The organism is Bradyrhizobium sp. (genome assembly GCF_019244115.1).
In the GTDB taxonomy this organism is placed as follows: Bacteria; Pseudomonadota; Alphaproteobacteria; order Rhizobiales; family Xanthobacteraceae; genus Bradyrhizobium.
Map to the genome: position 1 here is coordinate 1 of NZ_JAFATE010000569.1, position 13,070 is coordinate 13,070.

The window sequence follows — 13,070 nt, forward strand, 5'->3', positions numbered from 1 at the left end:
CTGGTTGACGTCGGTCAGGCCCGTATTGGTCTTGACGTTGGAGACGATGAAGTAGCCCTTCGACTGGCCGGCCGCCGACTGGAAATTGTTGGCCGCGATCGCGGCCGCGACGTCGCCTGGCGACACGCCGCGCCCGGCCATGCGCACGGGATCGAGCCACAGCCGCATCGCAAAGGTCTGGCCGCCGAGGATGTCGGCGGAGGCGACGCCATCGACCGTTGAGAGCACCGGCTGCACGACGCGGGTCAGATAGTCCGATATCGCCGAACCGGTGAGCTCCTCGCTCGAAAAGCCGAGATACATCACGGCCGTTGTCTGTCCGGTCGTCTTGGTGACGATCGGGTCATTAGCTTCCTTCGGTATCAGGTATTTGACCGAATTGACCTTGGCGAGCACCTCGGTGAGCGCCTGGTTCGGATCGAAATTGAGCTTGATATAGACCTGGATCGTCGAGGTGCCCATCACCGAGGACGAGGTGATGTAGTCGACGCCTTCGGCCGAGGCGACAGCCTGCTCGATCGGCGTGGTGATGAAGCCCTGGATAAGGTCGGCGGCTGCGCCGGGATAGACCGTCGTGACGTTGACGACCGTGTTCGACAATTTCGGATATTGCCGGATCGGCAGCACGGCCGCGGCGCGCAGGCCGATCAGCAGGATCAGCATGCTGACCACGACCGACAGCACGGGACGCTTGATGAAAATATCGGTTAGGGCCATCGCGGGCAGCCTCTGGTTTTAGCATCTCTCGGGCGCATCTCTGATCGACGCCGCCGCGCATCGGCGCGGACGGCCCATCGAAGCGGATTGCACCCCTCTCAGTAACGCGGCGGATTGGCCGGGACTGGTGGCGGCGGATCGTTCGAGATGGCGACCGCCGCACCCGACGGCACCTTGATCTGACCGACCGCGACCACGCGATCGCCCGGCTTCAGGCCCTTCAAGATTTCCGCGCGCCCGCCGACCCGGTTCCCGGTCTGCACGAAGGTGCGCACCGCCGACAGGGAGGTCTTGCCGTCGTCGCCGGTCTTCTCGGTGATCAGGAACACGGAATCGCCGTAGAGCGTGTAGTCCACGGCCGTTTCCGGCACGGTGATGACCGGCGGCTTGTCGGGCAGCACCACCGTGGCGGTCGCGAACATGCCGGGTTTTAGGATGTGATCGGGATTGGCGATCGTCGCCTGCACGTAGATGTTGCGCGTGTCGGTCGCGATCTGCGGCTCGATGGTCGTGATCTTGCCCTCGAAGTCGCGGCCTGGATAGGCGTCGACCCTGACGCGGACGACCTGTCCGACCTTCAGCTGGGCAGAATCCTTCTCGGTCACGGTGAAGTTGGCATAGAGCTCCGACAGATCGGTAAGCGTGACGATCATCGTACCCGCGCTCAAAAACTGGCCGACCTCGACGTGACGCACGCCGAGCTCGCCGTCGAACGGCGCCCGCACCTTCTTCTGGGAGATGATGGCCTCGGTCTTGGCGATGCCGGCCATCGCCTGGTCGTAGGTCGCCTGGGCCTGGTCAACAGTTGCCTGAGGACCAAATTGCCGCGCGGCGAGCTGCTTGGCGCGGTCGAGCGACAGCTCAGCCACGGTGGCTTGCGCCTTGAAGTTGGCGAGGTCGCCCTGGTCGGGCGCATCATAGATCTGCAGCAGCGGCGTTCCCGCCGTCACATGGGCGCCGGCCGTGAACATGATGTCGGTGATGCGCCCGCTGACGTCCGAGGTCACGTTGACCTGGTGCACGGCGGCGAGATCCCCGACCGCGGTCAGGAGGTTCGGCACCACCTCGGCTTTCGCTTCGGCCACGCTCACATTGATTGGCGGTGGTTTGTTGTTGGCAAAGAACTGTTTGATCATCTGGTCGCGGAAATGATTGAACCAGACGAGGCCGCCGACGAGAGCGCCGAGCAGCAGCCCGATGACGATGAACCATCGCACCATCCGCACAGGACGGGTGCGCGGCGTCTCCTTGACCGGCTTGCCCGAGATATGTTGTTCCGTGACGATATTCATCTCATGCACCCTCTGCAGTCACCTGCGGAGCGAGGTGCTGCGGCAAATCGCGGCTCAGATGGGATGTGATTGCGGCTTCGTTAAGTCCGATCCCGCGAAGAAGAAACTCGCAGAGCTGCCGCTCCAAATCGGCGGCGTTTCCGTAAGTGAGGCACGGCACGGCGGGAAGCCGCGACAGCGCCGCGGTCAACACCGTGTGGTGCGCGAACCAGAACAGATTGAGCGGCTCGCCGCCCACGCGTACGGCTTCGCCCGCGGCAATGGCGCGATCGAGCGACGCCTTGAAGAGTGACCCGATCAGACCGGCAACTTTGCCATAGAGCAGCCGCGCGAACTCGCCATCGTCGAGCTGGCTTGTGACCATCAGTCGCAGCCGCTGCGCCTCTTCCTCATCCGAGCCGTTGGCGATCTGCAGGAAGTGGCCGACCATCCCCTGGACCAGCTCGACCAGGGTCGCGGTCGATGGGGGCTGAAACAGCAGGTGGGCGAGATCCGGATCGGCCTCGCACTCCTCGGCGAGGATTTCGGCATAGAGCGCGGCCTTGGACGGAAAATGCTTGAACAGCAGCGCTTCCGAAATCGCCGCGGCGGCCGCCACGCTCTTGGTCGTGGTGCCGGCAAAGCCGTGGCGGGCAAAACACCTTTTGGCGGCGCTGAGGATCAATTGCCGCCGGAGGTCGCTGGTCATGCGGAGGCTGGACATCGTTCGTGAGTAATCACTCACTTGATCTAAGTCAAGGTAAAATATTGCAGCGCAGTATCAGCGCGAATCACATCGGATTGAGCCCGAGGGAGCCACGTAGCCGATTCAGTATAAAATTACCATCACGGCTGGACAGAACCCGCTCCAGGTTGGCGCTGTCGATCTTCACGCTGGCAAAGCGCGGGCCGGCGGCGACATCCTGCAAGGTTTTGGCAAAGGCTTCGACCTCACCCAAAGTCGAGATCGCATGAACGTTCTGTATTCCGCAGGCCCGCGCGATGCCGACCAGGTCGGTGCTGGCGGCCGTGTGGCTCATCTGGCCGCCGGTTTCCCCATAGCACTCGTTGTCCAGCACGATAATCGAAAGGTTGGCGGGCTTCTGCAGGCCCACGGTGGCGAGGCCTCCCATCCCCATCAGCATCTCACCGTCGCCCGTGATGATTACGACGGGAAGCTGAGGCTGCGCCAGCGCCAGGCCGAGGCCGATCATGACCGCCCCGCCCATGGCGCCCCAGAGATAGAGATTGCGCGCGTGATCGCCGGCCGCGGCAATGTCGTAGGTCGCGGCGCCAAGCCCGCCGACCACCAGCGCCTCCTTGCGATCCGCAAGCAGCGCCGACACCACGCGGCGACGGTCGAGGAGATTGGCCTTGCTCATTTGGTGAACTCCTTCGCGCCGATCAGGCGCTGCGACAGCAGCACCGCCGTCGGCGTGCAGGCATTATAGGCTTGGGCGGCCGCCGCCTCGACCACTTCGCGGACCTCCGCGGGATGCGAGGCCCGCAACACCCTGACGCCGCACAGTTCGAACGCGGCCTGCGTGCTCGATCCCATCGGCACCTGCCAGGGATTGAACTCGCCCCATTCGCCGCGCATCGTCACCAGCGTCAGGAACGGGAAACGGAACACCTGCGTCAGCGACAACATGTTGATGCAGTTGCCGACGCCGGAGGACTGCATCAGCAGCACACCGCGCTGGCCGCCGGCGAAGGCGCCGACCAGCAGCGCCACGCCCTCCTCTTCCGTGGTCAGGGGAATGCCGCGCATGCCGGGCGAAGCCAGCACGCGCGCGATCAGCTGCGAATGGCCTGCGTCCGGCACGTAAGGTACCTGGCGGACCTCGAAGCGCTGCAGGACAGCAAAGATCTCGTTTGGCCACGAGGCTGCCTGTTCGGCGGCAGTGTCGGCACGGGCGTGCATTTCTTCTGTGTCCGGGCGGCTGGTTCGCGATGAGGCTGAACTCTAGACGGAGCCGCACCTCCCATCAAAGCGCAAAATCCGCATATGGCTCTGCGATCAGCGGGCTTTCCAAATGCTGTTGCACCGCTCCGGCGCCGCCCGTAAGATTAGTTGCAAATGAAACTACTTGAGGGCAGCAGGGGATGAGCGGAAACGCGCGAGAGCTGGCCAAAAAATTCGACCTGGCGCGGCTGACGCCGGAATTTTATGCCAACCCCTACCCGACCTATCGGGCATTGCGCGAGCATGAGCCGGTGAAGCGGCTGGCCAGCGGCACCTGTTTCCTGACCCGCTATGACGATCTCGCCACCGTCTACAAGAACACCCGGACGTTCAGCTCCGACAAGAAAAGGGAGTTTGCGCCCAAATATGGCGAGACGCTGCTCTACGAGCACCACACCACGAGCCTGGTGTTCAATGATCCGCCCGCGCACACCCGCGTGCGGCGGCTGATCATGGGCGCGCTGTCGCCGCGCGCGATCGCGGAGATGGAGGGTGATCTGATCCGCCTGGTGGACGGCCTGCTCGATACGATTGCGACAAAAGACCAGTTTGAACTGATCGCGGATTTCGCCGCGGCCATTCCAGTCGAGGTGATCGGCAATCTGCTCGACGTGCCGCGCGACGAACGCGAGCCGCTGCGCGGCTGGTCGCTCGCGATCCTGGGCGCGCTGGAGCCGGTGATCAATGCCGAGCAGGCTTTGCGCGGCAATGCCGCGGTGGACGGCTTCCTTGCCTATCTCGAAACCTTGCTCGCGCGCCGCCGCGCCAAACCCGGCAATCCCGATCGCGACGTGCTGACGCGGCTGATTGCGGGCGAGGCCAACGGCGAGCGGCTGAACGAGAAGGAGCTGCTGCACAATTGCATTTTCCTGCTCAATGCCGGCCACGAGACCACCACCAACCTGATCGGCAACGGCCTGGTGGCGCTCTCCGAGCATCCCGAGCAGAAACTGAAGCTGATCCAGCAGCCCGAGCTGATCAAGAGCGCGGTCGAGGAGATGCTGCGCTATGAGAGCTCGAACCAGCTCGGCAACCGCATGACCACCGAGCCGGTCGAGCTCGGCGGCGTCGTGCTGGAGGCCGGCACGTCGGTGACGCTATGCATCGGCGCGGCGAACCGCGATCCGGCGCAATTTGCCGATCCGGAAACTTTTGACATCGCTCGCACGCCGAACCGTCATCTCGCCTTTGCGACCGGCGCGCATCAATGTGCGGGCATGGCGCTGGCGCGGCTTGAGGGCGCGGTCGCGATCTCGCGCTTCCTCGCGCGCTTTCCGAATTATGCGCTCCGCGGCACGCCGGTGCGCGGCGGCCGCGTCCGCTTCCGCGGCTTTTTGAGCGTACCCTGCGCGACGGCATAGTGCTGTAGGTCGGCAAAGGCGCGCACTTCGCGCGCCGTGCCCACCATCTATTCGCGGCTCGCATTGGCGGTGGGCTTGCTTCGCTTAGCCCACCCTGCCGTTCTGGATCGCTTCGCTCGCCATGACGAGCGTTGCCTTAGTTGCCCGTGGAAAGCCGGGCGAGCCCAGTGGTCGACCGCCCGCTTCTGACGGTCGTCTTCTGATCGTGCCGCTTCAGCACCGCGATCTGGACCGGAGATGCCGATATGCCGGCGAGTTCAGGCGCCCGCTCCTGAGCGCCGGCCGCTCCAAGGACCGCGATCTGAGCAGGGCTCGCGGGAAAACCCGCGACTTCATAGGTGGGCAGTTCAGCAGCCGTGGCGGCGGCACCGCCAATGATGAAAATTGCGGAGGCTGCGATCGATAGTCGATACCACATGGTGTTTCCGTTCGTTAAATGACCAAGCGTGGCTCGCCTCGATGCGTTCCTCCCACCAGAACTCTAGCGCGTTAAGCGCTTTGTTGTGCTTGCACCTTGATACCGGCACGATGTGAATCACATCGCGCATGTATCTCTTCGCCGAAGGCGGCAAGCTGACGATGGATCCACATAGTCAAACCGGATGCCGAGCGCAAGGCACAGATTTGCGACGAATGGGTTAACGCAAGAACCGAAAAGGCAGCGTTGCTTTTTCGAAACATCATGTTCGCGATAGCGATCCACGATTGCGCGATAGCGAGCGGCCATGACGCTAAGGCGCCTCGCGATTTTTCTTCGTCGCCCAAAGTAGCAACGCTTGCGCGGTAGGCACGTTGTCTCACAACCGGCTCACGAACTCGGGAGACTCTGCCATGCCGCATCGCGCTGAAGATGCCGCCGTCCTCGGCGGACTGGCGATCGTGTTCATATGGACCTTTGTCGTCCTGCCGCTGGTGTTTTTTCACACGTGACTGCGTCGGCTGTAGGGTGGGCAAAGCGAAGCGTGCCCACCAACAGTGTACGCACGGGAAGAACGGTGGGCACGGCGCTCGCGCGCCTTTGCCCACCGTACGAAATTTACTACGAAATTTACACCACGGTGCGGTGGCGCGCGATGCAGGTGCGCAGGACATCGTCGATCGGCTGGTCCCACCAGGCGTTGGAAAAAATCTCGATCTCGGAGTAGCCGCAAAAGCCCTGCGCCTCGACGGCGGCGCGCAGCGCCCTGATGTCGATCACGCCATCCCCCATCATGCCGCGATCGTTGAGCATGTCTTTTGTCGGCACCAGCCAGTCGCAGACATGAAACGCCAGCAGACGATCTTTTCCGGCGCGCGCAATCTGCGACAACACCTCGCTGTCCCACCAGATGTGATAGACGTCGAGCGCGACGCCGAGCAGCCCAGTGCGCCCAGGGTCGAGCCGGTCGCAGATATCGAGCGCCTGCCGCGTCGTGTTGATGCAGGCGCGGTCGGCGGCATAGGTCGGATGCAGCGGCTCGATCGCGAGCGGCATGCCGACTTCGCCCGCATAAGCGAGCATCTCGGCGATGGCGTCTTCGACCTGCGCGCGGGCCGCGCCGATATCCCTCGATGGCGTGCTGCCGCGCCGCGAAAACTGCGGCAGGCCGCCGACCACGAGCACGACGCAGGGCGCGCCCAGCGCCTTTGCCTCGTCGATGGCGCGACGATTGTCATCGCGCACCTCGCGCCGGCGCGCTGCATCCGAGGTGAACATCCCGCCGCGGCAATAGCCCGACAATTCAAGTCCGGCATCGCCTATGGCGCGCACGGCGCGATCGAGCCCGACGCCAGCAACCTGGTCGCGCCAGGGATCGATGGCGCGGATGCCGTGGCGCGCGCAGGCTTCGATGATCTGGACCAGATCGCCCTGCTTGCGGACCGTCGCCGTGTTCAGCGACAGCCAGCGATGGTCGGCCGAAAAATCCCGCATCACGCCTCGATGCCGCGGACGGCCAGCACCGCCTTCATACGCCGTGTCGCCAGCTCGGGATCGGCGAATAGGCCGGCCTCGTCTGCCAGGCGGAACAGTTTTGCCAGATGCAGCGTGGAGCGCGCGCTCTCCTGCCCGCCGACCATGGTGAAGTGATCCTGGTGGCCGTTGAGATAGGCCATGAAAACGACGCCGGTCTTGTAGAAGCGCGTTGGCGCCTTGAAGATATGGCGCGACAGCGGCACCGTCGGCCCGAGCACGTCGTGAAACGCGGCCGCGTCGCCAGCCGCCAGCCGCGATAGCGCGAACGATGCGGCCGGCGCGATAGCGTCAAAAATCCCGAGCAGCGCATGGGAAAAACCGTGCTCGTCGCCGGCGATCAGCTCGGCATAATTGAAGTCGTCGCCGGTATACATCTTGATGCGTTTGTCGAGCCGCCGGCGCATGTCGATCTCGCGCTGCTTGTCGAGCAGCGAGACTTTTATGCCGTCGACCTTTGTTGCGTTGGCATTGATGATGTCGACCGCGGTGTCCATCGCGACATCGAGGTCGCTTGTCCCCCAATAATTGGCGAGTGCCGGATCGAACATGTCGCCGAGCCAGTGGATGATGACGGGCTCCCTGACCTGCGACAGCACGCGATGATAGACGTTGGCATAGTCGTCGGCATCGCGGCCGAGTCTTGCCAGCGCGCGCGAGGCCATCAGGATGATGCGGCCGCCCACCTTCTCGATCGCTGCGATCTGTTCTTCGTAGGCGCGGATCACGTCGTCGATTTTATCAGCCGCTTCGACCGCGAGATGGTCCGTGCCGGCGCCGGAAAACACCAGCGCGTTGCCGCGCGCCCGCGCCGCATTCACCGAGCGCGTGATCAGTTCCAGCGAGGTCGCCCAGTCCAGGCCCATGCCGCGCTGCGCCGTGTCCATCGCCTCGGCGACGCCCAGCCCGAGATCCCAGATATGTTCGCGGAACGCGATCGTGCGGTCCCAGTCGACGGCGGCTGACAGCCACGGATCGACATCGGCGAGCGGATCGGCGACCACATGCGCCGCCGAGAACGCCACGCGGTTCAGCGGACTCTGCAGTTTGGCGGGAAAGACCCGCGACGCGGCGAGCCGATAGATTTTGGTGCCGCCGCCGTCGGTCGGCAGCTTCAATGACATGGTGGAAACAGGCAGACCCGGCTTGTTCATGAATGGCCTCCCTCACAGTCTGATCGGTTCGACGTCGATCCAGCGCCGCTCGCGCCAACTCTTCAGGGCACATTCGGCGAGTTGCACGCCCTTGGCGCCTTCGAGCAGCGTGTACTTATAAGGCGCGTCCTCGCAGACATGGCGGATGAACAGCTCCCACTGTTCCTTGAAACCATTGTCGTAGATCGCATTGTCCGGCAGCTTCTGCCAATCGGCATAAAAATCGTGTAGGCGCTCTTCGTCCGGATTCCAGAGCGGCCGCGGGGTAGCCTGCCGCGCCTGGATCATGCAGTCGGTCAGCCCCGCGACCGCCGAGCCCAGCGTGCCGTCGACCTGGAAGGTAACGAGGTCGTCGCGATAGACCCGCGTCACCCATGACATGTTGATGTGCGCGATCACGTCGCCTTTCAGGCGGAACGTGGCATAGGCGGAATCGTCCGCGGTCCCCTGATATTTTTTCCCTTGCTCGTCCCAGCGTTCCGGAATGTCCGTTGTGCCGAGGCAGGTGACGCTCTCGACCTCGCCAAACAAATTGTCGAGCACGTAGCGCCAGTGGCAGACCATGTCCAGGATAATGCCGCCGCCGTCCTCCTTGCGATAATTCCAGGACGGCCGCTGCGCCTCCTGCCAGTCGCCCTCGAACACCCAATAGCCGAACTCGCCGCGCACCGAGAGCATGCGGCCGAAAAATCCGGAGTTGCGCAGGAAGGCGAGTTTTTTCAAGCCCGGCAGGAATAGCTTGTCCTGCACCGTGCCGTGCTTGACGCCCCTTGCGTTGGCGAGTTTCACGACCGCCAGCGCATCCTCGAACGTGGTCGCAATCGGCTTCTCGCAATAGACATGCTTGCCGGCGTTGATAGCTTTTGTCAGCAGCGATGGACGTGCCTGCGTGGTCGCGGCATCGAAGAACACGCTGTCGTCCTTGTCGGCGAGCGCCTGGTCGAGATCGGTGGTCCAGCGCGTGATGGCGAAGCGCCGCGCCAGCGCCTCGACCTTGCCGGCGTCGCGCCCGACCAGGATTGGATCCGGCATCACGCGATCGCCATTTTTGAGCCTGACGCCACCCTGGTCGCGGATCGCGACGATCGAGCGGATCAGATGCTGGTTCAGCCCCATGCGGCCGGTGACCCCGTTCATGATCAGGCCGAGGCGCTTCGTCGTCATGTCGATTGCTCCGAGAGGATTTTGGCCGCGGGCTGCGCCAGCGGCAACAGGCTGGACCACACTGGGTGAACGGCGCTGGCAAAGCCCGGCCTGGTCAGTGACCCGGTGAGAAGATCACCGTCGTGGATCGAGAGCCGGATCGTACCAGCATCATCGCGATAGAGGTCCGGATGTGCGGCGCAAAACGCTTGCGCCTCGGCTCGCGGGCTATCTGCCAAACCGTCGACGTAATGATGGCCGTTGCGCTCGGCATGGCTGATGCCGAGCAGCGCGCCCAGCGCCAGATCCTGCTGCACGGCGAGCCCGGCTTGGCAGGTCAGATCCTCCGATGTCACGAAATATCGGCCGCCTTCCGCGCTCCATCTGGCGGCGCGCGTGGCGTTGATGATCGACTTGTAGAGCCCCTTGCAGGATTTTGAGGACACCCCGCGATAGCCGAGCGCGCAGGCCACCGGGAACGCGTCGTAGCAATCGTCGGCCTCGTCGATGATGATGTCGCGCCGCGCCAGCGATCCCAGCGGCGAGTGCCTGACGATCTCGCGCGGGAGCGGCTGCTCGATGTAGAGCAGCCGATCCGTGACCGGCCGCAGCGCCGCATCGCGATCGAGCCGATTGACCAGGACCTCGAGCGCCCTGAGCTCGGCATATTGTTCGTTGGCATCGACGGTGACGTGACAGTCGTAGGGCAAGGCGGCCAGCGCTCGGCCAATGCGCGCGAGCCGCGCGGAATCGGCATCGGGATCGCCGCCGAGCTTGAGCTTGAAATAGCGGGCGAGCGAGGTCGCGCGCGGATCGCCGAGGCCCCCGTCCCCCTCAATCCTGTCGGTGAGGCCGACAGTGTGCCGGACCGCGACGCGCTCGCGCCGGCGCCGCGTGGCGAGAAACTGCGTGACATCATCATTCGCGAGATCGCCGGACAGCCGCGCGTCGACACCGGCGATGTTTTGCGCCATGCCGTCGAAAAAATTGACCTCTGCGGCACGCAGCAGCGCATCCAGGATCGCCTTATCAATCTCGGCCGGACCGAATGCGGCCGCGAGCGGCGGGATGTCCTCTCTCGCGCACGCTTCGACCTGGGCGCCGATGATCCGGGCATGCAGGCCGAACGCGGTGTCCTCGCGCGCCGCCAGATACAGCTCGCGCGCGATCTGAAGCGAGCGTTTCAGCTCGACAACAGTGTCATCAGCGGAGAGCTGCGGCCGCTTGTCGAACCATTTTGGCGCGAGCAGTTCGGCCGTCGCGCCGGTCGCGCGGCCCCTTCCCTCGACTTCGATCTCCACCCGCACAAACGCCTGTATCGCAGCCTCCATCATGGCCGCGCCGAAGCGGAACGGCCGGGCAAACGTGACCGGTCGTTCGAAGAAAGAAATGTCGCGCACGGCAAGGCGAGGTGCCATCGCTCAATCCAGCGTGCTTTGGGTCAAAAAATGCTTGCGGATGCGCTGCACCAGGTCGGTGAAGACCGGATCGGCCATCGCATCGAGCGTGCGCGGACGCGGCAGCGGCACGTCATAGATCGCGGCGATCGCGCCGGGCCGCTCGGTCATGACCAGCACGCGATCGGCGAGGAACACGGCTTCCGGTATGGAATGGGTGATCAGCAGCACGGTCTTGCCGGTCTCGCGCTGGATCCGCATCAGCTCGATATTCATGCGCTCGCGCGTCATCGCGTCGAGCGCGCCGAACGGCTCGTCCATCAGCATGATGCGGGGATCGTGCACCAGCGCGCGGCAGATCGAGGCGCGCTGCTGCATGCCTCCGGAGAGCTGCCACGGCAGCTTTTTCTCAAAACTTTCGAGCCCGACCAGCTTCAACAGCTCTTTCGCGCGCGGGAGATAACGATCGCGCGGCAGCCGTTTCATGTCGATCGGCAGCATCACGTTGGCGAGGATATTGCGCCAGGGGAGCAGCAGCGCATTCTGGAAGACGATGCCGACATTGCCGTGCGGTCTGGTCACCACCTGCCCGTCGACCCGGATCTCGCCGGTCGAGGGCGGCAGCAGCCCTGAAATCATTTTTAGCAGCGTGGATTTTCCGCAACCGGAGGGACCGACCACGACGAAGAACTCACCGTCGTTGATCTGGAAGTCGAGCGGGCGCAGCGACGGTACGTCGCCGTCGCGCGTACGGTAGGTTTTCGAGACGCCGGTGAGTTTGATGCCCGGCGTGGCGGTGCCGGCACGATCGCTCACGGGGCGCAGATGCGCCCCGCGCTGATCGGTCCAGTCCGGTCGCGTGGCCGGCGGCATTTTTAAGCGTATCCCGTCACGAGTCGCCCTTGGGCAGATAATCGTTAGTGTAAAACGCCTTCGGATTCTCCCTGGCCTTCGCGTCCAGCCCGCCATATTCAACCATCAGGTTGACCGTGTCGGTCATGTTCTGGTCGGTGACCTGGAACGGCCGTTTGCTTTTGGTCTCGCTTGTCCGATAGAGCGGGATCGTCAGCTCAAAGCCCTGTGTCAGTGTGTCGATCTTGCCGCCCTTGGGGTTGGCGTCGAGGATCGCCTGCGCCGCCGCTTTCGGGTCCTTCTCGGCGGCCTCCACCGCCTTGGTGGTCGCGGCCATGAAGCGGCGGACGAGATCGGCGTTGGCCTTGACGTAGTCGGTGTTGGCGATGATGCCCGAGGATACCATGTTGATACCGTAGTCGGCGAACTTGATCGGATAGACGTCCTTAGCCGTCGCATCCTTGATCTTCATCGACTGGTCCATGACATAGCCGAGCAGCACGTCGGCCTGGCCGTTGATGACGGCGTTCAGCTTGGTCTGGCCGTCGCCGGCGACCGTCTGAAAGTCGCTTTCCTTGAGGCCCGTCTTCTTCAGGAACAGCGGCCAGATCTGGGTCATGGAGTCGGCCGGCGTGATCGCCACCGTCTTGCCCTTGAGGTCCTCGGGCTTCTTGATGTTCTTGTCGACAAATCCCATCACCGACATCGGGCTGGTCTGCAGCAGCACGCCCGTCGCGATCACGGGCGCGCCCTTGATCGCCGCGCGCATCATGGTTGGCACGTCGACATAGCCGAAATCCGCGGTTTTTGCGGCGACGGCTTGCGTGGTGGCCGCCGAGCCGCGGCCTTCCTGGATTTCGAGGTCGATGTTTTCAGCAGCGTAGATACCCTTGGCCTTGCCATAATAGAACGGCGCATGCTCGCCATAGACGTACCAGTTCAGCATCAGCAGGACCTTGTCGGCGGCCGCCGCCGGAGCGGCGCTCAGCGCCGTCAAAGACAATGCGGCTGCGGCCGCGCTCATCCATCGCATCATTATCGTCCTCCCGTTTGTTCCGCTGTTCTTGTCGCTACGAGGCAAAGATGATCTCCTCGCGCTGGCTGACGTGCCAGGGCAGTACCAGCCGCTCGATGCGGTCGACGATCCAGAACAGGATGACGCCGAGCAGCGCCAGGATGACGAGCGCGGCAAACATGGTCGGCAAATCGAAGGTGCCGATCGAGCGCTGCATCACATAGCCGATGCCGGAATTGGAGC

Annotated in this window: 14 protein-coding genes and 1 pseudogene; 1 reads left to right on the forward strand and 14 read right to left on the reverse strand. The window is 63.8% G+C overall.

All coding sequences use genetic code 11. The annotated features are described in order from the left end of the window. The 5 genes from JOZ76_RS25200 to JOZ76_RS25220 form a co-directional block, all read right to left on the reverse strand. On the reverse strand, positions 1-717 hold a 717-nt coding region (locus tag JOZ76_RS25200), incomplete at its 3' end, for an efflux RND transporter permease subunit (protein ID WP_291703234.1). Between the two features lie 98 nt (positions 718-815). Further along, positions 816-2,009, reverse strand: coding sequence for an efflux RND transporter periplasmic adaptor subunit (locus JOZ76_RS25205; protein ID WP_291703235.1), 1,194 nt, complete (start codon positions 2,007-2,009; stop codon positions 816-818). Position 2,010: 1 nt separating this feature from the next. Then, positions 2,011-2,712, reverse strand: a complete 702-nt coding sequence (locus tag JOZ76_RS25210) for a TetR/AcrR family transcriptional regulator (protein ID WP_291703236.1) — start codon at positions 2,710-2,712, stop codon at positions 2,011-2,013. A 67-nt stretch (positions 2,713-2,779) separates the two neighbouring features. Continuing rightward, the gene (locus tag JOZ76_RS25215; RefSeq protein ID WP_291703237.1) at positions 2,780-3,370 is read right to left on the reverse strand and encodes a thiamine pyrophosphate-dependent enzyme; all 591 of its coding nucleotides are present in this window, start codon (positions 3,368-3,370) and stop codon (positions 2,780-2,782) included. Next, complete coding sequence (locus JOZ76_RS25220; protein WP_291703238.1) at positions 3,367-3,912, reverse strand: thiamine pyrophosphate-binding protein; 546 nt, start codon at positions 3,910-3,912, stop codon at positions 3,367-3,369. Before JOZ76_RS25220 ends, JOZ76_RS25215 begins: the two co-directional genes overlap by 4 nt. A gap of 182 nt (positions 3,913-4,094) precedes the next feature. Between JOZ76_RS25220 and JOZ76_RS25225 the strand changes: the two genes are divergently transcribed. After that, positions 4,095-5,315 (forward strand): cytochrome P450, encoded by a 1,221-nt coding sequence (locus tag JOZ76_RS25225; RefSeq protein WP_291703239.1) that lies wholly within the window; start codon positions 4,095-4,097, stop codon positions 5,313-5,315. Between the two features lie 136 nt (positions 5,316-5,451). Here the strand turns inward: JOZ76_RS25225 and JOZ76_RS25230 are convergent, their stop codons facing one another. The 9 genes and pseudogenes from JOZ76_RS25230 to JOZ76_RS25270 all read right to left on the reverse strand — a co-directional run. Then, the gene (locus JOZ76_RS25230) at positions 5,452-5,733 is read right to left on the reverse strand and encodes a hypothetical protein (RefSeq protein WP_291703240.1); all 282 of its coding nucleotides are present in this window, start codon (positions 5,731-5,733) and stop codon (positions 5,452-5,454) included. A gap of 71 nt (positions 5,734-5,804) precedes the next feature. After that, positions 5,805-6,239, reverse strand: coding sequence for a hypothetical protein (locus tag JOZ76_RS25235; protein WP_291703241.1), 435 nt, complete (start codon positions 6,237-6,239; stop codon positions 5,805-5,807). Positions 6,240-6,363: 124 nt separating this feature from the next. Further along, positions 6,364-7,227, reverse strand: a complete 864-nt coding sequence (locus JOZ76_RS25240; protein WP_291703242.1) for a sugar phosphate isomerase/epimerase family protein — start codon at positions 7,225-7,227, stop codon at positions 6,364-6,366. Then, a complete protein-coding gene (locus JOZ76_RS25245) occupies positions 7,227-8,420 on the reverse strand; it encodes a dihydrodipicolinate synthase family protein (RefSeq protein ID WP_291703243.1) in 1,194 nt (397 codons plus the stop codon). The genes JOZ76_RS25240 and JOZ76_RS25245 overlap by 1 nt, the downstream gene beginning before the upstream one ends. A 12-nt stretch (positions 8,421-8,432) precedes the next feature. Further along, positions 8,433-9,584 carry a Gfo/Idh/MocA family protein gene (locus JOZ76_RS25250; protein WP_291703245.1) on the reverse strand — a complete coding sequence of 384 codons (1,152 nt, stop codon included), beginning with the start codon at positions 9,582-9,584 and terminating at the stop codon, positions 8,433-8,435. Next, positions 9,581-10,981, reverse strand: coding sequence for a hypothetical protein (locus tag JOZ76_RS25255; RefSeq protein WP_291703246.1), 1,401 nt, complete (start codon positions 10,979-10,981; stop codon positions 9,581-9,583). Before JOZ76_RS25255 ends, JOZ76_RS25250 begins: the two co-directional genes overlap by 4 nt. A 3-nt stretch (positions 10,982-10,984) precedes the next feature. Continuing rightward, complete coding sequence (locus JOZ76_RS25260; protein ID WP_291703248.1) at positions 10,985-11,833, reverse strand: ABC transporter ATP-binding protein; 849 nt, start codon at positions 11,831-11,833, stop codon at positions 10,985-10,987. Between the two features lie 16 nt (positions 11,834-11,849). Continuing rightward, a complete protein-coding gene (locus JOZ76_RS25265) occupies positions 11,850-12,848 on the reverse strand; it encodes an ABC transporter substrate-binding protein (RefSeq protein WP_291703250.1) in 999 nt (332 codons plus the stop codon). A gap of 34 nt (positions 12,849-12,882) precedes the next feature. Further along, positions 12,883-13,070, reverse strand: a pseudogene (locus JOZ76_RS25270) (ABC transporter permease); the annotation flags it as partial.